At 54.9% G+C, this 23,361-nt stretch carries 20 protein-coding genes; 5 read left to right on the forward strand and 15 right to left on the reverse strand.

Annotated features, from left to right (window positions below; translation table 11 throughout):
• Positions 1 to 10 precede the first annotated feature (10 nt).
• The gene (locus tag SH573x_RS25675; RefSeq protein WP_479350906.1) at positions 11 to 2,044 is read left to right on the forward strand and encodes a c-type cytochrome; all 2,034 of its coding nucleotides are present in this window, start codon (positions 11 to 13) and stop codon (positions 2,042 to 2,044) included.
• Positions 2,045 to 2,521: 477 nt separating this feature from the next.
• Positions 2,522 to 2,650, forward strand: coding sequence for a hypothetical protein (locus tag SH573x_RS25680; protein WP_479350907.1), 129 nt, complete (start codon positions 2,522 to 2,524; stop codon positions 2,648 to 2,650).
• 169 nt (positions 2,651 to 2,819) lie between these two features.
• Here SH573x_RS25680 and SH573x_RS25685 read toward each other — a convergent pair whose 3' ends face one another.
• Genes SH573x_RS25685 through SH573x_RS25705 form a run of 5 tightly spaced genes read right to left on the reverse strand, consistent with a single transcriptional unit; the run spans position 2,820 to position 7,175 of the window.
• Positions 2,820 to 3,467, reverse strand: a complete 648-nt coding sequence (locus SH573x_RS25685) for a response regulator (RefSeq protein WP_479350908.1) — start codon at positions 3,465 to 3,467, stop codon at positions 2,820 to 2,822.
• Entirely contained in the window at positions 3,445 to 5,325 is a 1,881-nt protein-coding gene (locus SH573x_RS25690) for a GAF domain-containing sensor histidine kinase (RefSeq protein ID WP_479350909.1), read from the reverse strand. Before SH573x_RS25690 ends, SH573x_RS25685 begins: the two co-directional genes overlap by 23 nt.
• Complete coding sequence (hypB, locus tag SH573x_RS25695) at positions 5,271 to 5,951, reverse strand: hydrogenase nickel incorporation protein HypB (RefSeq protein WP_479350910.1); 681 nt, start codon at positions 5,949 to 5,951, stop codon at positions 5,271 to 5,273. Before hypB ends, SH573x_RS25690 begins: the two co-directional genes overlap by 55 nt.
• A gap of 6 nt (positions 5,952 to 5,957) precedes the next feature.
• On the reverse strand, positions 5,958 to 6,308 hold the full coding sequence (hypA, locus tag SH573x_RS25700) for a hydrogenase maturation nickel metallochaperone HypA (RefSeq protein WP_479350911.1): 351 nt from the start codon (positions 6,306 to 6,308) through the stop codon (positions 5,958 to 5,960).
• Between the two features lie 15 nt (positions 6,309 to 6,323).
• On the reverse strand, positions 6,324 to 7,175 hold the full coding sequence (locus tag SH573x_RS25705) for a DUF1641 domain-containing protein (RefSeq protein WP_479350912.1): 852 nt from the start codon (positions 7,173 to 7,175) through the stop codon (positions 6,324 to 6,326).
• Positions 7,176 to 7,343: 168 nt separating this feature from the next.
• On the opposite strand from SH573x_RS25705, the gene SH573x_RS25710 reads away from it, so the two are divergent.
• Positions 7,344 to 8,093 (forward strand): hypothetical protein, encoded by a 750-nt coding sequence (locus SH573x_RS25710; protein ID WP_479350913.1) that lies wholly within the window; start codon positions 7,344 to 7,346, stop codon positions 8,091 to 8,093.
• Here SH573x_RS25710 and SH573x_RS25715 read toward each other — a convergent pair.
• From SH573x_RS25715 to SH573x_RS25750, 8 genes are all read right to left on the reverse strand, one after another.
• Positions 8,029 to 9,483, reverse strand: coding sequence for a hypothetical protein (locus SH573x_RS25715; RefSeq protein ID WP_479350914.1), 1,455 nt, complete (start codon positions 9,481 to 9,483; stop codon positions 8,029 to 8,031). The genes SH573x_RS25710 and SH573x_RS25715 overlap by 65 nt on opposite strands.
• Positions 9,480 to 12,035 (reverse strand): serine/threonine-protein kinase, encoded by a 2,556-nt coding sequence (locus tag SH573x_RS25720; protein WP_479350915.1) that lies wholly within the window; start codon positions 12,033 to 12,035, stop codon positions 9,480 to 9,482. The genes SH573x_RS25715 and SH573x_RS25720 overlap by 4 nt, the downstream gene beginning before the upstream one ends.
• Before the next feature lie 64 nt (positions 12,036 to 12,099).
• Complete coding sequence (locus SH573x_RS25725) at positions 12,100 to 12,693, reverse strand: sigma-70 family RNA polymerase sigma factor (RefSeq protein WP_479350916.1); 594 nt, start codon at positions 12,691 to 12,693, stop codon at positions 12,100 to 12,102.
• A 136-nt stretch (positions 12,694 to 12,829) separates the two neighbouring features.
• Positions 12,830 to 13,759, reverse strand: coding sequence for a cobalamin-binding protein (locus tag SH573x_RS25730; protein ID WP_479350917.1), 930 nt, complete (start codon positions 13,757 to 13,759; stop codon positions 12,830 to 12,832).
• Positions 13,760 to 13,911: 152 nt separating this feature from the next.
• Positions 13,912 to 14,328, reverse strand: a complete 417-nt coding sequence (locus SH573x_RS25735; RefSeq protein ID WP_479350918.1) for a hypothetical protein — start codon at positions 14,326 to 14,328, stop codon at positions 13,912 to 13,914.
• Positions 14,321 to 14,776: a hypothetical protein gene (locus SH573x_RS25740; RefSeq protein WP_479350919.1), complete on the reverse strand. Its 456-nt coding sequence runs from the start codon at positions 14,774 to 14,776 to the stop codon at positions 14,321 to 14,323. Before SH573x_RS25740 ends, SH573x_RS25735 begins: the two co-directional genes overlap by 8 nt.
• Positions 14,777 to 14,790: 14 nt before the next feature.
• Positions 14,791 to 15,615 (reverse strand): TIGR04255 family protein, encoded by an 825-nt coding sequence (locus SH573x_RS25745; protein ID WP_479350920.1) that lies wholly within the window; start codon positions 15,613 to 15,615, stop codon positions 14,791 to 14,793.
• Between the two features lie 386 nt (positions 15,616 to 16,001).
• The gene (locus tag SH573x_RS25750; RefSeq protein WP_479350921.1) at positions 16,002 to 18,950 is read right to left on the reverse strand and encodes a hypothetical protein; all 2,949 of its coding nucleotides are present in this window, start codon (positions 18,948 to 18,950) and stop codon (positions 16,002 to 16,004) included.
• Position 18,951: 1 nt separating this feature from the next.
• On the opposite strand from SH573x_RS25750, the gene SH573x_RS25755 reads away from it, so the two are divergent.
• On the forward strand, positions 18,952 to 19,734 hold the full coding sequence (locus tag SH573x_RS25755; RefSeq protein WP_479350922.1) for a sugar phosphate isomerase/epimerase family protein: 783 nt from the start codon (positions 18,952 to 18,954) through the stop codon (positions 19,732 to 19,734).
• Positions 19,735 to 19,774: 40 nt separating this feature from the next.
• On the opposite strand, the gene SH573x_RS25760 is transcribed toward SH573x_RS25755, so the two are convergent.
• On the reverse strand, positions 19,775 to 20,782 hold the full coding sequence (locus tag SH573x_RS25760; RefSeq protein WP_479350923.1) for a hypothetical protein: 1,008 nt from the start codon (positions 20,780 to 20,782) through the stop codon (positions 19,775 to 19,777).
• Between the two features lie 432 nt (positions 20,783 to 21,214).
• Here SH573x_RS25760 and SH573x_RS25765 point away from each other — a divergent pair, with 432 nt between their 5' ends.
• Positions 21,215 to 21,877 carry a tetratricopeptide repeat protein gene (locus SH573x_RS25765; protein ID WP_479350924.1) on the forward strand — a complete coding sequence of 221 codons (663 nt, stop codon included), beginning with the start codon at positions 21,215 to 21,217 and terminating at the stop codon, positions 21,875 to 21,877.
• Between the two features lie 520 nt (positions 21,878 to 22,397).
• On the opposite strand, the gene SH573x_RS25770 is transcribed toward SH573x_RS25765, so the two are convergent.
• Entirely contained in the window at positions 22,398 to 23,282 is an 885-nt protein-coding gene (locus SH573x_RS25770) for a hypothetical protein (RefSeq protein WP_479350925.1), read from the reverse strand.
• Positions 23,283 to 23,361: the final 79 nt, after the last annotated feature.

Raw genomic sequence — 23,361 nt, forward strand, 5'->3', positions numbered from 1 at the left:
ATTCGTCTGCATGGCAACTGCCGGTGGCTGTGGTAGGCTGTGGGTATGGGATGAAGAGTTGATTCATGCTATCTGGCTTGTCTCGCAGTTGCAACCTTCGCTGACGCCCAAATCGGGTGCATCCACGCCGCTTATGAAACAATTCGTCTGGGTCATCGCTATTGCTGGCTGCCTGACTGTATTGGGCATAGCCTGGTTGGACTCTAGTTCAAACCAGGCCACTGATCCGGCTGCGCTATATGCCAGCGGCCAACTCTCGCGTGCCTTGGCTAGCATCTCAAACGAGGAGGTCCCCTCAAGCGTAGAAGCATTCATTATTCGAGCTAACTGTTTGAGGCAGTTGGGACGCAACGATGAATTCCGAAACTTATTGAAGAACATAGCTGGCCACCAAGACTTAAACGATGCTCTGCAGTTAGCCCTGGCCCTTTACAACATTCAACATGCTGGGGCAGGTTCGATACCCGATGAGGCACCTGAAAAACTGGTGGCCACGCTCGAAAGCGGTGGAACGCTTACCAGTGATGCCTACAGCGTTGTCATCCAAGGTCTGTTGGCACAGAACCGGCTCGATCAGGCCCAGCGACTGCTGCAACTGTGGCAAACAGCCAGCGTTCAAGATTCCGCGCAGCGAGATTATCTGCAAGCGGTCTATCTGAATGTCAGTGGCGAACTGGAGGCTGCCGAAGCAGCACTACTGAGTTGCACCATAAAACATCCACGCCATGAATTGTCGTGGCTGGCACTAGCGGAACTGTACGCGCGGCCTCCGCAGGTGCGCTTTGAACAGAGCCAACTGATCTTGCAACATGCAACTGAGGCGTTTCCGGAAAACGGCGATGCGGCGTTGCGCTTGGCCAGCATCCGCCGACGCATGGGCCACCCCGATGCCAAGCTCAGTTCCAATAACCAAGCGTCAACGCCAGCGGCGTTGATTGAGATGGCTACAACCGAGTTTGATTTAGGCAACTACCAGCGGGCGGCCCAGTTGTGGGCGGACTGGGGTGTTCAGGATGGCAGTGACTTTCAGATCCAGATCGATCGCGCGTTTCAGTTGGCCCTGCAAGGCCAGGCCGACGCAGCCGATCAACTCAATCAACGCGTCAGTCTCGCCCTCACTACACAGATCTTAGGCGGAATCCACTCAAATCTGGGCGCGTTCGACCTGGCAGCCAATCGTGTGGCTCGTTTGCGCCGCCTGCAAGACCTGTCGAACGAATCACTCTTTCGACCCCACGCAACCACGATTGACCAAGAACTCGAACAAGTTCGCAGGCTCGAATTGCCAGTCCTGGAGCTACCGACGACCAAAAGTGTGAAAGGTGCCAGCGACGACCTATCATCAGGCAGGCGTTTGTATGCGCTGCATTGCCAACATTGCCATGGCGCCGAGGGTGACGGCCGCGGTCGGGCTGCGGCCAATCTACATCCGCCGGCCCGAGTCTTTCGCTCCGAACCCCTGCGGCTGGTCAGCGCTCGCAATCGCTTGGCCACCGATGAAGACTTGCAACATACGATCCGCCACGGAGAGCCAGGGACCGCCATGCCTGCCTTCCCTCAGTTCACGGCAGCGCAACTCAAGGAACTGACTGCGGTGATTCGCCAGTTCATCCATGATGGAGTGAGTCAACAGTACGATCACCTGAGTGTCATCGAAGGTAAATTAAGCGAGCGTCAATCTTGGATCGATGCGCGAACCCAACCCGAGTCAAGCATTGAATTGCCAGGCGTGTTGGCGAACCCAATCAGTCAGGAACGTGGGGAACAGTTGTGGACGCGCGCCGGCTGCGCTGGTTGCCACGCTCTTGGTCGCGATGACAATATGTTACGTCCTCAACTGTTCGATAGCCTGGGTCGCCGCATCTCGGCTCCAAATCTGAAGCTCGATCCATTTCATGGCGGAGATCAACCGGCTTCCATCTATAAACGGCTCTTGCTCGGCATACCTGGAACACCCCATCCGGCTCTCTCGCTGCCACCAGACCAGATCGCCAACTTGGCAGTTTATATCGCCAGCAGACGGTCGGAGACCATCAGAAGATAATGCCAAATGGTCTCGCGCCCCTTCGACGTAGCGCGCGATTCAGAGTAACGCTCTGAGGCCGATTGATCGTGGCGCTGCTCTTGGCGTTTGCTTTGATGGACGAAGAGTACATTATGGTGGGTGGCACTGGCAATGCGCAGCATAGCCAGTGCTCAAAACGAAGCGGTTGATAGAACCTTGCATGGATGCGATTCAATTTGCAAGCCATTCGGGGATGAAGAGTGTTTTATGGTGATATGGTGACTTTCTTATATTCTGCATAATTGGTGGATCTAATCGAAGGGTCTCCCCTTCTCCCCCAATGTACTCATTGGGGGAGAAGGGGTCGGGGGATGAGGGGCGCGCGGCGGTGTGCAGCAACAGTACCGGCACGATGCGACCGCGTTAGTCGGAAGCAAAAGAATTCGGGTATGACTCGGCGAAAGGCACGATCGAAAGAAGCGACGGAGTTTGCCAGAAATCAACGCAAGGGCGCCAATGAATTTGCGTGGACTGCTTGGATATGAAGTAACTCGCGACGATGGCACCGCTCACTCGCGAATCGGGGACTTCGTCCAAACTGGCCTGGCCGCTCGCGCAGCACATAGCGGTGACATCGAGCGGTAGGGTGCTACAAGCTCAAACGCGGCCCCTCATCCCCCATCCCCTTCTCCCCCAATGAGTACATTGAGGGAGAAGGGGGGCCCCTGCGGTTGGCCGATTACTTTGTGCGTAAAGTATGCTGGCTTAATGTAAGGAACCTTCTCGAGTGTGGCTGTGGCGCGGCCCATGCGCGTTATCGCGGCAGCGTAATCAAGCCGCGACCACTGGCGACGTTGATCAATTCGACGCGATTGTGTGCTCCCAACTTTTTCATGACGTTAGCCCGATGCCGCGTGACCGTATGCGGACTGATGAACAGTGTATCTGCGATCTCCGAGTTGGTGAGGCCGTCGGCGATCAAATGCAGCACTTCGATTTCGCGCGATGTTAATTCGCCATCATCGAATGAAAACTCCCGCAGCGCATCTTGGTCAATGGCTTCGCTAATAAACATCTGACCATCGAAGACGGCATCGACGGCATGGAACAGATCTTCATCCATCGCATGCTTCAGCAAGTATCCGTTAGCCCCTGCCTTCAAGGCGCGGGCCACAAACTGGGCATCGTCGTACATGGAAAGTACGAGGATGCGAACTTTCTTGTTCGTTTCACGAATGCGGCCAATGGCTTCGATGCCACCCAAGGCGGCCATCGCTAGATCCATCAAGATCAAGTCGCATTCGATCGCTTCGGATAGCTCAACTGCTTGGAGCCCATTATCGGCTTCGGCCACGATCTCAAAGCGTCCGGTTTGGGATAGCAGCGCAGCCAATCCACTCCGCACCAGTTTGTGATCGTCGGCCAGTAGGGTGCGAATCTTATTCTTGGCTGTTACCAGCATGATGAGGGATCCCAACTTCTATGAGTGTGCCGTGGCCAGGCCGCGAGCGAATCGACAAATGGCCACCAAACATTTTTACGCGTTCACTGATTCCAATTAGCCCCAGACCGCTGGTTGAATCACAAGCGGCATCACTGGCCGGTCCACCGCTGGAGGAAAGTCGCTCGCTAGAAAAGCCGCGACCGTTATCGCGAATCGTATACAACTGGCCATCGGGTCGATCGATCAGGCGAATAGTTACACACGTAGCGGCCGAATGTTTGACGATATTGGTCAGGCTCTCTTGCGTAATCCGATAGAGGGCGGTGAGACCTTCAGACGATAGCTGGGGTGAGGATTGAAAATCGACTTCGAAACTCATCTGCGAACCGACCTGACGTCGATATTCGGCCAAGAGTTGATCCAAGGTGGCTTCGAAACCCAGTTCATCCAAGGTCGGTGGACGCAAGCGTTTGGCCAGGTCCTTCAATCGACCGGCCGCATCGTTGACTTGCCAGCGCAATTGATCCAGTTCGCGCCGCACCGGTTCTTGATCTTGCGACAGCAAGCCCGACAAAACTTGCAAGCGCAGTTTCAAACCGATGAGCACTTGCCCAGTTTCATCATGCAGCTCGCGGGCAATATGCTTGCGTTCTTCTTCCAGTCGTCGCACATGGGCGGCCGAAAGCGTCTTGATCTGGCGATTGGTACGATCGAGCGATTGAACCAAGCGTGCGTTCTCGATCGCCACCGCCGCCGTATTGCCCAGCGATTCCAGAAAGGCTGCATCTTGCCAAGTGAATTGCGCCTTGCCAGCCAGGCGATGCAACTTGAAAAAGCCCAGCACTTTTTCGGCTGCATTCTTGATAGGCACACAGATACAGGAACGCACATGAAACTTTTGCAGAAGCTCCGCATCGGCAAGCGGATGCGTCGCATAATCATTGACTAAAAATGGAAACTCTGTTTCCAGGATCATGCCTGGAATACCTTCTTTCCGCGTCCACTTGCGCTCAAACGGATGCCATTGGCCGTCGAAGTACACGCTATCGCATTCCACCACGGGCGCACCATCGACATTAAATACAATCCCAGCCGCACCGCCATCGGCATCCAGAAATCCGGTCACATTGGCTACCAACTGCCGCACCATGTCGCGCGGTTCCAAATGTTGATTGACCGTGGCATTGAACGATAACAAGGTCTCCATCGATCGCGTCCACTGTTCAATGCGATCAAACATCAATGATCGATCGACAGCCGTGGTGGCCACCCGCGACAGACACTGCGCCAGCCGCAGATCGGCATCATGGAACAAGCCTCCGTTGCGTTTGTTGACAATAGCCAACACACCCAGCACTCGATTCTGTGTAGCGATCAGTGGCACACAAATAGAATTGCACCAGCCACCTTCGGATGTGTGGCTAGTGCAGAGCTTGGGATGCAAGTAACGGGCAACCCACTGCACATCTTCGATCGGATCTGCGTTGCAGAGCGATTGATCGGCAGGATAGATTGCGCCCGGAGTCATGCCTTGATCACCGGGCAAGTAGAAAGTGCAATGATCGGCTCGCAAGATCTCAACCGCTTGCCGCGCTATCTCCGCAGTCAGTTGATCGTGATCGAGCTGCAGAGAAAATAGGCCGGCAGCCGACGAGATCTGTTCCAACTGCCGACGCTGCAAATGGTTTAGTCCACCAGCTGAACTTGGAGATTCAACCCGACCGTGACAATCAAGAAACGAGTGACTTTCAAGCAGCCCGTGACTCAGGCTGCCAGACTGCAACTGCGTAGCCTGGCTTTCCAGCAGTTCGTGCGTACGGGCTATACGGCTGTGATCAGCAAGTTCGATCGTGCCTGGTTCAGGTAGTCGATCCATGTCGCCATTCCCCAGCCTGTCTTAGCTGATGTCTCGAAGACGGGCATATTGGGCCGCACCTGGTGAATATTCTCCAGAGCTAACTGGTGATCGAACTCACAAGCATCGGCCAGATCGATTTTGGTAATGAGAGCTACATCAGAGGTATTGAAGAGTCCCGGATATTTTAGCGGTTTATCTTCGCCCTCGGTGACCGACAGCAAGGCCACGCGCAATGATTCTCCCAAATCCCAGCTGGTCGGACAAACCAGATTGCCAATATTCTCGATGAACAAGAACTCGAGGTTTTCCAGGGCCCAGCCTTCCAAATGCTTTTGGACCATGTCGGCTTCCAAGTGGCAACAGCCGTGGGTCATGATCTGGCGCACCGGTGCCCCGCTTCGCGCCAAGCGCTGAGCATCGTTGTCGGTTTCCAAATCACCGACGACGGCCGCTACCGAGTGACCTGCCTCAACGAGTTGTGTCAGTGTCTCTTGCAACAAGCGTGTCTTGCCGGTCCCTGGGCTAGAAACCATGTTGACGACTAAGACACCAGCTTCTAAGAACTGGGCGCGCATAGCTCTGGCCAGTTCGTCATTCTTTTTGAGAATCTGCGTACGCACTTGTAGAATTCGCGGTTCTGCCATGATCGATCATTCATCCTCAATAGCAATAGCCACAATATCCAGCTCTTGGCCGCGGCGGATATCCGCGCTGGGTTGGTGGCATTGCGGGCAGCGAAACTGTTGGATGCCTGGCAGTTCGACCAGGTCCTGACAATTGTGACAATAGACCGTAACCGGTACTCGCTGGATTAGTAACGTAGCTCCGCCAAGCATGGTTCCTTCCGTTACTAAATCAAATCCAAATCGCAGCGAATCTTCATGCACATTCGACAGGGCACCTATCTCGAGCGTGATGCTGACCACCTTGGCCGCCCCTTGAGATTGAGCTTGCTCTTCAACTGTGCTAACAATACTCTGCGCGATGGAAAGTTCATGCATGATGCGCCATAGGCTTCACTTCAAGTTTTTGGCAAACGCTCGTGAGAAATTCTGCGCAAAGCCCAGCATTTTCTGAACGTCGGGGTCTTTCATCATCCTGAGCATACCAAAGAAACCGACCACCGGTTGAATCGGTTGCTCGATGGCCTCGCTGTAAGCATGAGTGGCTTGCTTACCCAATTGCCCCAGCAGGCTGACAACTTGCTTGTCCAGCATACCCGAGGCCAACACTCCGTTGCCAGCGTCCACCAGCTTGTGCAAGTTGTCGCCCAGCAGATCAGACTGCAGCAACTTCTCACCGGCTTCTTGCAGTTTGGGCAACGACTCCAGCATGCGAACAACTTTGGCTGGGTCCATTTCCTTGAGATGCAATTCCTGGACGACGCCGGCCAAGTTATCGGCCACCGTCTCCCCACGCTCGAGAAAGTCCTTTAGCGCGTCCATCAAGAACGCGATCAGCGGCAATTGATCCAGCAATCGATTCATGGCCTCCAGCGTGGTCTTGTCCGTCAGGCGCTCAAGCACGCGTGACTGGTTCAATTGCGCCAAATCCATATGACCGGCAGCTTGTGCCAACTGCGAACCGGTCTTCAGCATCTGCGGCGCCTGACCGAGCATTTCTTGCGCGTCGCCAGTTTGCGCGTGCCGCAGTTCATCCACCGTGGTTGTAATCGAATCGATGATCGTTTCACCACGTCGCACAAATCCATCCATCGATTCGACAAAGAAGGCCACCGAATCGAGACGATCCAGCAAGCGATTGAGCGAATCGGCGACCGCCGGGTCGTTCAGTCGATCTTGCAACTGGTTGCTGAGGCCCGCGTGGTCGCCAGCATCTTTGGAATGAGAGAGCGTAGTTTCGGCCATGATCTACCTGCATGCACAACTGAAATTCTCCACTGGACAATCGGTTCACCTTCCCAAAAGCCTTCTTGCCCAGCAATGGCGCGAACATGCTATTTCAAATCGCTAATGGCCAGCTCACAATCTGCGTTCAGTGGCCTATGTCGTATTCTGCACCGCAGGAGCCGCGGGATGAATCAAGGCGATATCTTGCCCGAAATTTTAATGGTGACAGCCGCCACGGTCGGCTGCTTGCATACGCTACTGGGCCCCGATCATTACGTGCCGTTTATTGCCATGTCGCACGCCAATCGATGGAGCTACCGTCGAATGCTAGCTGTGACCACGGCATGCGGCTTGGCCCACATTGGTAGCTCGGTCATCATTGGCATCTTGGGTGTAGGACTGGGTACCCTGCTGATGCAACTAGAAGCCTTCGAATCGCTCCGCGGTGAGGCCGCCGCGTGGTTGTTGATCGGCTTTGGATTGGCTTACGCGACGTGGGGCCTGTTTCATGGTCTCTTCCAGCGTCAACACACTCATCCACATGACATCGATCACTGTCATGCGCCAGATCATCAGCCTGCCAACCAATCCGGCCTTGCATTTGAGCGTGATGGCGCCCCACAACTAGCTAATGCCAACCACAAACAGGACCTGCCACGTTGGAGTCCTTGGTGCCTGTTCTTGATCTTCGCCTTTGGTCCGTGCGAAGCGTTGATTCCTTTGATGATGGTACCGGCAGCTCATTCACACTGGTGGGCGATCGCCGGTATCGTGATCGCGTTTGCCGCGGCCACCATTCTCACTATGTTAACGGTGGTCGTCCTGGGACGTTGCAGTTTGCACCTGGTGCGCTGGCCCGATTGCCATCGCTTCAGTCATGCCATGGCTGGACTGGTGGTGTTGATCTGCGGCGTCGCGGTAAAGCTGGGCTTGTAAAGTGCCACAGTCGATCTCGCAAACGCCGGGGAATGAACAGCAGAGCTGGGATGGCGGCCAGAAACCACTGCTGAACCGTCATGCCCACAGACTCTTCGGCACCCAAGTGTCTGGTTGGCTGATCGCCATCGGCAGTGCTCGCCAGTTGCATCTTCATCAGGTCGAGGTCTGGCAGAGGATAAATCGCGGCGTCCAGTGTTAGCGACGGTAACCTCTGAGGCAGTCGTACCAGTGGCGGTGCAGCTTGCCAGTCGTCGCTTAATCGATCCGCGTTCAGTGGTTTGAAAACAGTGGTCTCATGCGCAGAGCGTGATTCGAGTTTAGGTATCGGTGCCAACTGAGGCCGAGCGTCCAGTTCGACTTGGCTAGCGCGAGCTTGTGGCGGGACCTGGTAGCCTAGCAAACCTGTCCAGCCAAAGCGATCGCCCGATTGTGGCAACTGATTGCTTCTGGCCGCGGCTCGCACCATATTCTGCAATTGATTAGCGGTGGCATTCGCTCCAGGCAGTACCCACGCGACCGAGGAATATTCAACTGCGACGTCGCGAAGATAATCCACTACCATGAGTTCCTGTGCTTGCTCGTCGAGGGAAGTAAGCTTCGTCGATGGGCTGGCTGCTGATGTACTGCCACGCCGCGCCGCGGCTTCCACCGCTGTCGAAGCCTCGCCTTCAGGAATTGAAAGTTGTCTCAAGGGCGCAATGGTGGCCCGCTCCGCCTGTGAGGTCGATTCGGCAGTTGATGACCGAGTTGACGACTGGTCTAGCTGAGTTGACTGACTCTGACCAAATGGCTGAGTTGTTTCTGCCACGCTAAGGTCGTTGTTGCCAATCGCGTAAAAATCTTTTGTGTCAAAGCCGTCTTGAGCAGGTTGCCCTAACGCCGGAGACTCTACGAGGCGAAGCCAATTGTCGTTGGCCGTCCAATTATCGGGAGTCAAATTCTTGATGCCGATGCGGAACGCTACCTGATTGGCATCCACAAAATTACCTAAGACCGTATTGATCAATGGTCGCGTCTGGATTTCCGATTGATCGTCACAGACCTCCATGCCTTGCGATTGAATCAGAGGCTCGACATCACAATCAACATCTGCAGTATCGTTGATGGGAAGTGGGGCAGCGCTACTAAGAGTCCGGGATAGGCCAATAGAGCCATTCCCGTGGAAGAGCGATCCTAGATCGGCACCTTGTGCAAAGTACCACGTAATCGGCGCGTCGTCGTTATTGGAAAAGACGGCCGGCTTTTCATCGACGATCCCCATTCCCAAATCGACCGAGTAGCAAGTGCGGTTCTCAAGGGCCTCGAGGCGAAAGACTTTGGCTGCCATCTTTTGACGCGAAGCAGGTCGGCAACTCCAGCGCGAGTTTCGAGTTTTTCGGCGTGTCATTGTCCTGCCTCCGTTGGTGTGCTCGCTGAATCGACACTGGCTGTAGCATCGGTAGATTCAGTGCGTGATTCTCGGCCCGCTTGCAGGTTGGCAATGCGCCGCTGCAGCTTAGTTAAGTTCGCTTGTGCGTCGGAGTGAAGTGGGATACTGGCCAGTTGCGCGAGTGTCTGCGCTAACTCCGTTCGAACTTCACTAGTGGAATTAACTCCTAGATTATTCTGAACCTCGCCAAGGTTCACCAGCGTTTCTATGAGCATCATGTGATTTTCGCTATTTTGGCCCAGTCCGGAAGCCGCCAAAAGCGATTTTCGAGCCTGGCTGAAGGCCTCCGCAGCTAAATCCCAATCCGTTTTTTGCCGGGCCATTTGTCCTAAAGCGTTGTACGAACGTGCTAAATCTACATTTAGACTGGCGCGTGGCCCCTGCTTTTGAACTAATTGTTGTTTGGTGGCAATTGCTTGCAAAAGTGTCGCTTCAGCCGCCTCTCGGTTACCAGCCTGCAATAGCAGCACGGCTTGATTGTGCTGACTGGCTGCCATACGCACCAGCCAACTGGCCGCGGGCTCAGGCGACTGGCAACAGGCTCGATGCAGCCCGACCGCTTCTTCGCTCAACGTCAGAGCTGCCGCTACATCAGTACTACCCAACAACAGAGCCTGCTCGTCCAGGACGGTCGCTAACTCCGAATGGTAATGCCACCAATTGGCCGAAGTATTACGCGTTTTTTCATCGCTCGCCAATAGCTGACGGTAGACCGCCTCGGCTTGGTCCAGGGCACGAGCTTCTTCGGCAGCATCGCCAGCCAACTGATGCGCCCGCGCCAAGTTAACCAACACGGCAGCTTGTAGTCCCGCCAGCGAACTATCGTCACGCTGAATATCGGAGCTCTCAATCCGCTGCAGAGCAGACTTGAGATGTCGCAATGATTCACTCACTTGATTGTCGCGCAGGAGCGCCACCGCCAAATCATTTTCGATGGTCGCCAACTTTTCGCGCTGGCTATCGGTGCTGGCCTGATGGGTCCAGCCATCCAGGACTTGTCGATAGGCCTCGATGGCTGCGGGCAATTGTCCCGTTTGGTCGAGTGCCACAGCCAGGCCACGCCGCGCTTCTAATAGATCAGCCGTCAATCGCGGATCGTTGGGCGAACTTTCCAAGTGGTCCTGAATGTACGCGCGGTAGTACTCCACGGTATCAGCCAACATCTGAGCTCGGAGTTGGTCAGCGCCAGGGATCTCGGCCAGCTGCGAAATGATGTCCCGGTTCCAGTGCTCGACCAGATTGCGACCTTGCCAATAGTTCGATTCGGCGGCCCGCAGATGCTGTTGCGATTGCTGACGTGTGGTAACCAGCTCTTCCCGCGTCAATAAAACAGTAGCTGCGCCGGCGACAACGGCCAGGCTGGTCGTGACCAATCCGGCGGCCGCGATCGCCACTGGCAAACGATGACGCTTGATCCATCGCAGGCTGGAGACCATAAACGTCGGACGTTTTCCAAGAATGGGCACGCCCTCGCGCACGCGCATCAAGTCGGCACCCATATCCTGAGCGCTCGAGTATCGCTGTTCGCGATCCTTTGACATGGCCTTTAGCAGGACCGTCTCCAAGTCGTACGGTATATCGGGCTTGAGTTTGCGTGGAGCGGTTGGCTCACGCTCTTCGATGGATCGAAGCACGACGGCGCGCACCTGCCCTGGAAACGCTTGTTGGCCGGTCAGCATTTCATACAGCGTTACGCCCAAACTATAAACATCGGTGCGTTCGTCGATCGGTTTGCCCAGGGCTTGCTCGGGGCTCATGTAATTCATGGTGCCCACTAAATCACCTGTTATGGTCAGGCGAGTATCGTGACGCGACTGGGCTAAACCAAAATCGGTGATCCAGATATCACCGCTACTGTCCAACAGCAGATTACTCGGTTTGATGTCGCGGTGAATGATACCCACGGCATGCGTATGGTTCAGAGCATCACACAAGTCGATAGCGCAGTCCAGCAGACGGCGGTACCCGGGTTGGTTCCATACTTCAGGCCCCACTTTCTCCAGCGACTGACCATTGATCAGTTGCATCGCGTAGTAGTGCACATCCCCTTCTTGTCCAACCGAATAGACTGGCACGATGTGAGGGTGATGCAACTGCGCGACCGCTCGGGCTTCCAGCTGAAATCGCTTGAGCTGCGTGGGTGCCAACAGGCGATTATTGGCAAGCAGTTTAAGCGCAACCTGGCGACCCAACGACGGTTGGCTGGCGCGATATACCGAGCCCATGCCGCCGCGGCCGATCAACTCTTCGATAATAAACTCGCCCAGCTTGCCACCGACATCGGGCAGTTCATTACCGGGCAAAGTTTCGTCGCCATGCACAGCCGCATGCAGACTCATCAAGGTCGTCAGGCACTTGCCCAATGGCTCGGCCAAGTCAGGGTTCTGCGCCAACAGAGCATCGGGCTCGAACGATTCACCATGTTCCAGCGCGAAGAGGCACGACTCGAGAATGGCAGCCATGCGCGACTGATTGTCTACCGAGAGTGCTTCAACTGCAGAAGTGCTCATATCCAACCTTTGGGGACGTGCGACGGGCGTGCAAGCCTTTCGCGGAGCGAAAGGAGACACTGGCCTACAAGGCGACTTCGCGCAGTTGCTCCAAGGCGCGAAGCCAAATCATGCGAACTGCGCCGGCCGACTTGCCTAGTCGCCGGGCCACTTCGTCAAACGGTAATTCTTCGATATGCCTCAGCAACAGAACATCGCGATAGTGGGCCGGCAGTTTATTGATCCGTTCCAACATCGTGGCCAATTGCTCTTTCTTGTGCAGCGCGCTACTGGGCGAGATCGTATCGGCGGTCAGCCAGTAATCGCGGCGTTCTAGTTTCGATTCGCCCACCACCGCCTGCTCGATCCGCCGCTCGCGACGCATGTCGCGTTTGTCGGTCAGCAGGTGTTGTTCGACGATGCGGGCCAGATTATTGGCCAGAATCTGCCTTAGCCAGGCCATAAACTCGCGTTCCAGGCCGCCGCGAAATTGATGAAAATCCCGGTAAGCCTCGAGCATAGTTTCCTGGACCACATCCGACGGATTGCAACGGGCGCGGACGCGTGGATCAAGCTTGGCCACCGCAATTCCCAGCAAATAATCGCGGTACACGGCCAACAATTCGCCGACACATGCTGCATCACCTCCTTTTGCCTGCTGCAGGACTCGCTGAATCATTTGGCTCTTGTCGGGGCTCAAGCTGGACCTCGCTGGTATCACCATTGGCCGAAAGGAGAAAAGATTGTCACGCCGGTTTTCCCCGGCAGCCAAAATTCTAGAGAGCCTAAAAGTCTACGACACCGAGAACTGAAAACTAAGCCCGCTTGATCCGCACTGCCGGTTCCAAATGGGCGGCCAGTGGATGCATTTGGCTATCAAGGGCGTGAGCCAAGATCTCCAGACTGTCGACCAGGCGTGGCCCCGGACGGTTAAAGTACTGCGAGCCATCGACCAGGAACACTTGCCCTCGATCGATGCATTTTAACTTGCCAAAGCTGCGATAGCTAACCAAACGCGGCAAGTCTTCCAATGTGCGATCGATCGAAAGTCCGCAGCATGCAATCACCAGGAACTCCGGATCTTCGCCCAAAACCTCCTCCCAGTCTACCTGACGAGACTTTTCTCCGGCAGTTCCCAGAAGCGGCTGGGCGCCTGCGATTTGAATTAATTCTGGATTCCAGTGGCCAGCGCTAAACAAGGGATCAGTCCATTCCAACAAGAGCACCGACGACCGGTGGCCAGTGGCCGCCACGCTCCTTTCCGCTCGCTGATGCACCAACGCGACGCGAGCCCGAAGTTCAGCGACGATGGATTCGGCGTGCGTAGTAATGCCAGCTGCTCGGCCAATCTGCAGCATGTCACCCAGCACATCCTCCAAGCTCAAGGGTCCCAGACGCAGCATCGTCGGTTGAACCTCCATGCGCTGCGTAGCCCTAGTGACTTGGTGGTCAGAAACCGCGCACACATCGCACAGCGACTGACTGACGATCAAATCGGGTTTCAGCTCGACCAACAGATCTTCGTTCAAATCAAACAGAGCTTGATCTTGACCAGCCAACTGTCGCACTTGCCCGTCGATGGCATCGCTCGAGAGATTGAGCGCTAAACGACTGGCAGTCAGCTTGGGCAACTCCTGCACTCCCAGTGGATAGTCACATTCATGCGACACGCCTACCAAATGCTCTTGCAGGCCTAGAGCGCAGACCATCTCAGTCGCACCGGGTAATAAGCTAACTATTCGCATGAGTCGTCCGCAGGCGCTAAGTACCGTCTGACTTGCCGTCACCGGTAGATCACTTTAAGCTATAACGATCGAAAGTAAATGCGGATCACTTAAACCGTTTGCGTCATGGATGTTTTCCCGGCGGGACACACACCCGCTGGCTCGCGTGGCATTTAGGTTGTTATAGGTGGAGGTTGCCACTTACCTTCTATTGATGCTGCCAGCACCTTGGCGAGCGCCATTTGGTCCTCTTTACTTGATGGATAGCCAACTATGTTGGCATGATTCGGATTGTTAGGAAGAATCGGATCTGGAACCACTCTCAAGGTATTGTGACAGCAACGACGGGCTCGAATGTTTGCCAGCCCATAGAGCACTTTGCTACGTTGGGAAGCAATGTCGAAACCAATGGTCCATGTTTCATCTACCGATGCTTCACGATGCCGATTTACAGACAACTCGGTCCACTTGTAGGGCATGAAGAGTTTATGGTTGACGTTTCCATCGTCTCTCTTTTCATTGCTATTGAGGATGAATCGCGCGAGCAATTCGTTATCAGCAATGGGTGGAATGTTCTCGGGATCAATCACCTTCGAATACCCGTGCGATCTGATCAAGAATGATTTCCGGTATTCGTTCAATGTACCTTGCACTACCCCGAGGCGACTCGGTGCCGATGAGCGCGGCCCAGTAAAGCCGATTGTCGGGACCGATACTTACCGATAGCACACGTCGTGGTGAGCGATACCATTCAAAGTTGATATGCCCATCAGGTTCACCACATACCGCAGGCTGCGGGAAACCAAGCGGCAAATTCTGGACAAAGCGAATCGCTGCGTCCTTGACTTCTTCCGATATTGCAACATCGCCACCAATGAGCTTCCAGCTGTCGTCCGTCGATTGCCATGCCTCAAAGATCGATTCCATAGCACCTCGCCGAGATAACGTGACCGATGAATTGAATCGATCTAAAATCTGGCTCTGCACTTGCTCAATCATAAGTGCCGCATCGCATTCGCCGGAATGTACTGTTGCCATATCTCAAATGACTTCTATTGGAAGTTCTTATCCGCGTCTTTCATGTACGTGAAAAACACCTTGTTCTTGATAAACCTTAGCTCATTCAAAGTTCGATCCAAGTTCTCGAAAGTCACCGCTTCTGTAGTCGAAACGTCAATGTCCACTATCAACACCCGTTTGCTTCCCGTTTTTTCCGCAGCAGGCTGCATCGCTCGAATTAGGCGGACCTCATAAGGATACCCTTTCAATGGAATCGTGTCTTGATGAAAAAAGGCATCGGAACGCAAGCCCAGCCCCTTGAGCGGCGGAGGTACTTTCTGTACGTATTTCGAAGGCCTTTCGTTCTCTTTGAGCGGAATTTGCGAGATGAAGCGAACGCTAATTCCTTCAGTTATAGCTGGTTTGCCGACCTTTAGGTACGCCGACCAGAAGGGCCTGGCAGCGTCTAAGAGCTTCGGCCAAGTATCGTAAGGCTGCAATCGACTAAAGACGAGGCAGTGGCGTTTCCATTGACAGATGTACTTTCCATCCGCGGAATGCAGACGAAAGCCGTCCCACTGGGATCGGTGGTGCATTGCGACATTACCGTCAACTGAACTTTGAAAACCAGTCTCATGTTGCATTTGCTCGTGAATCTTGTAGCCCGCGAATTCCTTTGCTAGCAGATCCTTGAGTTCCGCTTGCTGAAACGCAATTGAGGGAGGCGCATTGAACTGCAGCACGGCCTCGACAATTGGTGCGTTAGCCAGAGAAGCAAATTCTTCGGTTAGATCAATGCTGAAGGTGCCCATCAGGCGCTTACCCTTCGCATTCCTGGAGCGAAATTGGTCATTTGTAAAACCTTCAATTGTTGCCAAAGATCTCCTGCCCTATGATAAGTCATCGGAGGCTATCTTAACCATTGGTCCGAGTATCGCAAACTGGTCGCCCTGGTGTGCGAGTTGATATGGAACCCGACGCTGATCGCGTCGCTAGTGTCTTAGCCGACAACGAGCGGATACTGGACCATCGCCGCGGTTCAATGCGGACGGTGGCTTTGGTGCCCGTTGTCTTTCTTTGAAGTAGACTCGACCGTTGAAGTTATAGTGTGCGAGACGATTGGCAACGAATCGTTTGAAGAGAGCTTGGCGTTCCTCCCAGCATTTACGGATTTTCCAAGGCCAACCAAGTTGGTCGAACAATACGCATCCAGTGGCGACCCAAACAGATCTCAACTCCCGCGCGAATTGCATGTCGACGCACCCTAGCTACCGACCTTCAGTGGTATGCGGTAGTTCAAGATACGGTTGGTGCCGATTTCTTCGCAGCGAATCAGCAAGCTGGAACCTTCTTTCACACCGTCCAGCGGCAGTACCAAATCTCGCTGCGTGGTGCCTGTGGGCGCGTTCATGATCGGGAAGAGTCGATAGGGACGCTCAGGCAAAACCAATCGGCATTCAAAACTAACGGGCAAGTTATTGGTATTGGTAATTTCCACGCGCAGCACAGCTCGCTGCGGATTGATGTCGAGCGTCTCCCATTCCAATTCAACATCGCTAGTGCCCAAGGTCAGCGAATCATATACGCTGAAGTTTAACTCGCGATCCGCTGTGGCTTGAATGTCAAAACGCAACAGATGCTTGCCGGCCGAAGCATCGGTGCGTACGGGAATGGACATCGTAATGCGTTGATGGCTGCCTTCAGAGATTTGAAAACTGGTCTTGGCTGCCAGGGACTGCAGCAACGTCGGTGAATGCAAACCAATCGTGCCGTGGACGCTATTGCCTAAAGTATTCTCCATGCCAATGGGCAACTCAGTCCGCAGGGCTAAGGTGCTGGGTAGCCGATGGCTTTCCAATTCAAAACGCATACGCCATTGGGCAACGGCTGCGTCAATGCCTTTCAGAAGTATAGGCCAACTGGTCACCGTGACTTTCTGTTCGGCGCTCTGGTTGTCAGAGACCGCTTGTTCAATAGGTAGCGGTCGGCCCCACAGGTCGGTGGCGACAACCTCTTCGCCCAGATACAACTGCTCTACCGTCGGCTTGTCGTTCCACACAATCATGAAACCGGTTTGCCCTTCACCGAAGACAAAGTTGGTACTGCCGCCCGGCATGGTGAAGGAGCCCAGGTAGGTTGCACCGGCCAGGTTTTGATTAAGCACGCGCCATGGCAAGAATAACTCGCTGACCGAACCATCTGGGTTAAAGATGCCGGTCTCCCGATCCATGGGAGTGGTCAAGAATGCCGCCTCGGTCTTGTACTCCTTCACAGCGATCATGCGTTCGGTCAGGTCACGCACGCGATCAAGCGTGCGATAGCGATTGGCAGGTAGTGGATTGATCGATATCCATCGCTTGTGCTCGGGCGAGATAGTCGTGCTAAGGTGACTGCGCAGTTCCGCGGCTGTTAGCTGTGGTTCGCAAGACATCTGGCTGGCGCGCCACGGCAAGTTCTTGTCTTGAGGTATGGGATCTTGAAAATCCCAAGCCAGCGCCAGCTGCAGCTCTTGGCTGTAGTTCTGCATCCGATTGCGAATATCGGTAACCAGCGGAATCAAGTTGGGATTGCCGATAAAGCTGCGATCGTGATCGCGGCCCAATTGGAACCAGTTCAGCTTCATCGACATGCGTGTCAAAGCGGGTTCCAGTTCCGGTTCCCAATCGGTGGCCGTACTAAAGGTCGCTGCAGCTGGCTGTCGTACTGGCCGCGCCGCACTCTTGTCGATAGGCCGTTCTAACAGTCCCACGCAGTTCACTTTGCGCAGGTCCAAGCGTTCCAAGAGCACTGACAATCGATCTGCGGTCTGCACGTCGCGCGAATCAAACCAGACTGGCAATTTTAGCCAGCCAACTCCACCCAGCTTGACCAATTCCGGCACGATCTCAGGCGTGATCGTTTTATCAAAGTCTGGCAAAGACCAACCGAACGGACCACCCACTCCCGCCCGCGACCCATCGCTGATCGCCAATGAAGTCTCGCGCTGGATGGTACGCAGCTGACCGTTTTGCATCGTGCGTCCCAAGTCAACCACGATGCGGTAATAACCTGGTTGAGGAACTTTCAAGGGCCACTGTGCCAAACCATCGCGACGCTGCGAAGATGCCTCCGGTGCTGGCGATGTTGGCGCAGGAGCAGATGCATCGCTGCTCTTCATGCGAACCAATTTGCCGGCCGGTAGTTGTTTGCCGCGCGGTGGTAGTTTGTTTGCCGGTGACTTCGCATCATCGACTGGTGTATCTGAGGCCAGCGGAGATTCAGCCGCCGGAGCCGACGGCACCAACGTCGCAACTGTTTGATCGCACAATTGTCCCAAGTGGTCGATCAGTTTAAAGTTCACCGAGGAACACGCATCGCTGATGCCCAGCACCAAACACTTAACATTGACAGGTTGATTGGGCGCGGCCACATGAAATGGCACATCAACGCTCAATTCCAGTTTCGGCAAACGATACAGACGAATTTCGTCCAAGCGCACGTTACCGGTCAAGCGCTTGGCACGCAGTGGTTGGATGTGGATGACCACCTGTCCCATGGCCATCGCTTCACTGCTCAAGGTACCGGTGGTTATGTGATGCCAATCGGTGGTGCCGCTGGACATGGCGGTCTTGGCCGCGTCGATCTCGCGACTCTTTTCATCTAGTAACAGCAGTTCCACCCAAACCTGGTGGCCATCCAGTCCGCGCGTAGCAATCGACGCATCGAGCGTATAAGTAAAGCGTGGATCGAGCTTGAAAGCAGCGCTCTCTAGCTGCACCGCGGCGCCGTCCATATCGATCGACAGACAATTGTTGACCATGAACTTGTCGATGAAGTTGGCGATTGGTTCAGGCGTGCTCTCGGGAATAAAGTCCTTCCAATAGCGACCGCTCTGGTATTTCATCCACAGTCGACTGAGGGCCGGTTCGGCTTCGCGGGCGATGCTGGCGGCTTGTGGATCGCGGGGAATGATCCGAATGGGGATATAGGCGGGGAAATCGCGCCCCGAGCGCCTGCGCCAGCCGTCTGGCCACTGGTCGAGATTGCGATCTTCGTTACGCTGGAATTCCCAAGCGAAGACTTTCTCCGCGTGTAGATCGTCGGCAGTGGCCCGGGGCTCGCCGCCCAGGCAGGCGCTCAGACAGCCCCAAACCAGTGCCCAGAGCCCAACGGCGCGAACTACGGGTGAGCGTTTCGCTGGTGCGAGAGTCGACAAAAGTGATGGGAGATGCATTGTGGCTGAAGTGAATATAGGAATCCAACTGCAAAGTCTGCGGATGCCGCTTAAGAAAGCTTTGCTGACGGCAGCTCGTTTGGGCGCTACGGGTATAGAAATCGACGCCAGAAACGATCTTCGCCCAGACGAACTTTCCGATACCGGTCGGCGACAGCTAAGGAAATTGCTGGATGATCTGAATTTGCGGGTTGCAGCAGTCCGCTTTCATACCGCGCGCGGTTTCGACGTAGCCGAGAATCTCGAGCGACGAGTCGATGGAACCAAGCAGGCCATGCGGTTTGCCTACTCGCTAGGTGCTTCCATCGTGGTCAACCAAATCGGTCAAGTTCCAGAAGAACCCACCGGCGATACCTACAACATGCTGGTGCAATGTTTGACCGACCTGGCCCGCTATGGTCAGCACGTCGGCGCCATGCTGGCCGCGGAGACCGGGTCCGAGCCCGGCGAGCGGTTGGGCATGCTGCTGGATAACATCAGCGAGACCGCGTTGGGGATTACGTTCAATCCGGGCAACTTGATCGTCAACAACTTTTCAGTAGAAGACGCCTTGGCTCGATGTGCCACGCACACGATGCTGGTACATGCCAAAGACGCCGTGCGAGATTTGGCCAGAGGCCGCGGCGTGGAAGTGCCTCTCGGACGAGGCATGGCAGAGTTTCCGCAAATCATTGCCAGTCTCGAAGAACGACGCTATCGCGGTTGGTACGTAATCGAACGCGACTACTCGGAAGATATCGTGCAATCACTCACCTATGCAGTGCAGTTCTTGCGCAATTTGTAATTTGCAATAAACGATTGCAGTACTGAATCGGCAGCAATGATCACTTGGCCGACACAGTCACGTTTTGTTCCTGCCGGACGATTGCCAACTTGGCCTGCGCACCTAAGCCGCGCAAGATTTCATCCAGCTTGGCATTGTTCGCTTCGATCGTCACCGGCGTCTGTGTGGCCGATGGTGGCAGCTTGGCATCCCAAGTAATCTTTAAACCCAGTTGCTGCCCCAGATTGTTCAGAACCGCACCTAAGGGCACGTTGGCTTGTTTGGCAATCGTATAGCGACCGCTACCCAGCGCATCGCGGGGCTCTTTAGGCTGGGGAGCGCTCGCCGCAGCTCGCTGGAGTAAATGGAGATGAGCGGCAGTCGAGCCGGTCAGTTGCCATTGACGATCCACTTTCTTCAGCCGTGCCTCGGGAAAGAGTTGGGCCAGCGTCTCGGCTTGCTTGGGGTTTACCAGGTTGTTGCCGTAGCTGGCTTGCCAGGCAGTTGCGGTAGGCAGTTGGAGCATGCGCAGTTCCGTTGGGCGCTTGCCAGCGACACATTTGTCAAAGCCACCAAAGAGCAAGGTCGCCTGCGTCGATAGCGTGCAAGCCTGCAACTGACCCGCGTTCATCAAGTCGTGTGGCAACTCGGTCGGCAAGGCTGTCTTCCATTGCTGATTGAGTAACTCGATCAATTGATTGGGCGTGGTCAGCATGGTCCAGGCTAGTGGTTTCAGCGACGCATCGGCGCTCCGTGTTTGGGGGCTGTTATTTTTGGATGTGGCCGCACTCTGCATCAACTGGTCATGCAAGCGCACGGCGGTGTACTGCATATTGGCCAAATGATCTGCTTTAGCAATCGTCACTACGTTTTCGACCAGCCCGACTTCGGCTTGGCAGGCGGCAGCCAATTTGGCTAGACAATCACGCAGACTGCCATCGCAGGCGACGTTGATGGGTTGATCCGCATCAACTCGACGGTCGATCCAATAGGCAAATTGAAAGCGTTCTGACAATTGAGCCACACACTGGCGCAGCGGGGCGTGCTCATAATTCAGTTGAGCTGGCATTGCAAGTCGCACATCTGCAGCCCGCGCACCGGGGAGTATCAGCAGGTTGAACTTGATTTCGGGCTCGGCGGCGCAAATGTCCGCAGAAAAAAGCCAAAAAATTATTAGCGTCCCGAGAACTTGTCGGAGGGCTCGCATAGCGAACTGGATCCTCATTCGAGCTTAATCCGGAGAAAATCGGGGATCTGCGCGCTTGAGCATGCGCAAGATAGACCGAGTTTGCAGATTAGTGATTTCGTGTTGGTACCTGCAGCCGCTACGCGAAAGCCGCTGGGGGCAATACTAGCGGCGCGTGAAAACATTGTCGACGATTCTTGTCTGATTATACTGGACCGGTCGAGTCGTCGACAGCGCGAGCAATGATGTGCGCGGGGGAAAGAACTGACTGTGTGGCCGGCACACCTTTGAGACTGCATTCCAGGGTAACAGACAGTGGAAGAACGCGCAACACATCGAGCGGTCTTGTTGAAGTCGTATCAACAATACTTACAAGACAGTGATACAGCTCGTTTCATTCAATCGGTCGCTTCGCGCTACGCAGTGCCCACACTCTTGCGTGTGATCTGCGAAGGCGATACCTATCGACGGCGAGCTGCCGCGCTCGCCCTGGGTTTTATCGGCGATATCAGCTGCAACGATACAATGGGACCGCTGCTGTGCGATGGCGATCGCAAGCTGCGCCTGGTTGTCGATGACTCGCTGCGCTCCATCTGGGCACGCGATGGATCTCAAGAACAACGCCATCTGCTCGACCGCGTCATGCGCCTGAATGAATGCGGCGAACATTCGCAAGCGGTCAAGCTGGCCAGCGAACTAATCGACAGCCACCACCAGTTTGCCGAAGCTTACCATCAACGCTCGTTAGCACTATTTCATCTGGATGAAATTGCTGATTCGATCGAAGATTGTCGGCGCGTGCTGCAACTGAACCAGTTTCACTATGCAGCCATGATCGGACTGGGACACTGCAATTTGGAATTGGGCGATCTGCTGGAATCGTTGTTCTGGTTCCGCTGCGCTCTGGACACCTATCCCGATTTGGAACCAGTGCGCGTGCAAGTCCGCAGGCTGGAAATTGCCATTCAAGAGCTGTAGTTCTGCAGCAACGCATGCCGGTTGCCGAACCGATGCCATAGACTTCCAAAAGACTGCCTCACGCAAAGTCGCAAAAACCCAACGAGTTTGACGCGAGAATCTTTGCGTCTTCGCGCCTTTGCGTGAAAAATTCGGTCAAGTCCGGATGCCTTAGAAGTCCGCAGTCTCGTACGCTTCTTCCGACCTAAGCAGCAACGCATGCTGGTTGCTCAACCGATGCCATAGACTTTCAAAAGACTACCTCACGCAAAGGCGCCAAGGCGCAAAGCAGTTGACGCAAGTAATCTTTGCGTCTTTGCGCCCTTGCGTGAAAAATTCGGTCAAGTCCGGATGCCTTAGAAGTCCGCAGTCTCGTACGCTTCTTCCGACCTAAGCAGCAACGCATGCTGGTTGCTCAACCGATGCTATGGACTTTCAAAAGACTACCTCACGCAAAGGCGCCAAGGCGCAAAGCAGTTGACGCAAGTAATCTTTGCGTCTTCGCGCCTTTGCGTGAAAAATTCGGTCTAGTCCGGATGCCTTAGAAGTCCGCATACTCGTCGTACGCTTCTTTCAGCACTTCGATATTGACGCTCTGCGCCGTCCAACGGGCTTGATCGTACGCTTCTTCCGCCACGATCAAATCGGCAGGTGTCACAATGGTGACTTCACCGGCGTGCCATAGATCGCTCAACTTGCGGCGCGTGCCGGGCGTACCGGAAATGACCAGCAGTGAACAATTACTCTCTGGCTGACAATTGGCCAGGGTATCAAAATGTCGGGCTTCGACATCGCCGGCATGTACAATTGCTTGAGGCTGGGACTGTTTGTCGAACTGCGCCGTGAACCAAGCGCTGATTTCCGCTTCGCGCTCGGTTGACACAATCTCCAGCGGGAGTTTGGCGGCGATGTCTGCGGGAAGAACTTCGCCTGCTGCTGCGGGCAAGGCCGAGTCCGTCATGCGACTGCCGGTCCATAAGATTTGACGGGGTGGATTCTCGGCACAGGCTACTAGCAAACTTCGCGTGCGCTCGGTGTTGCCGTGCAACCAACAAATTGTTTCTTTCCAGGGCACTCGCGACTGCAATAACTCATACAGGGCCGGTCCACCGTTGTGCCACATGCTCCAACTGTCGCCGGTTCGCAGCGCCGAGGTGATACCGCCCACAAACAACTCTTCAGCGTTAGGGACGGCGACCAGGTGCATGGCAGCCGCCTGGTGAGGCGGAAAAAATCGGACCGCCGTAAAACGCATGACCACCATGCCTTCCCAAGCTTTCGCCAGTGCTTCGGGCGCCACTTCAACCGTGATGACATGCCAGTCCCAATGGGCGGCCGCCGCGGCCCGCTCCATCAAAAACTGAGTCGGCTCGCCCGCCACCTCGGCTCCGACACAACAAAGAATAGGTTGAATTCGATTTTCCATACCAACAAGTTAACAACCTCGGGCCGCATATTCGAGGGGCTGTAGCGAATACGACGCTGGATTCACGCTTTGTATCGCA

Source organism: Rania fehmarnensis (genome assembly GCF_056494185.1).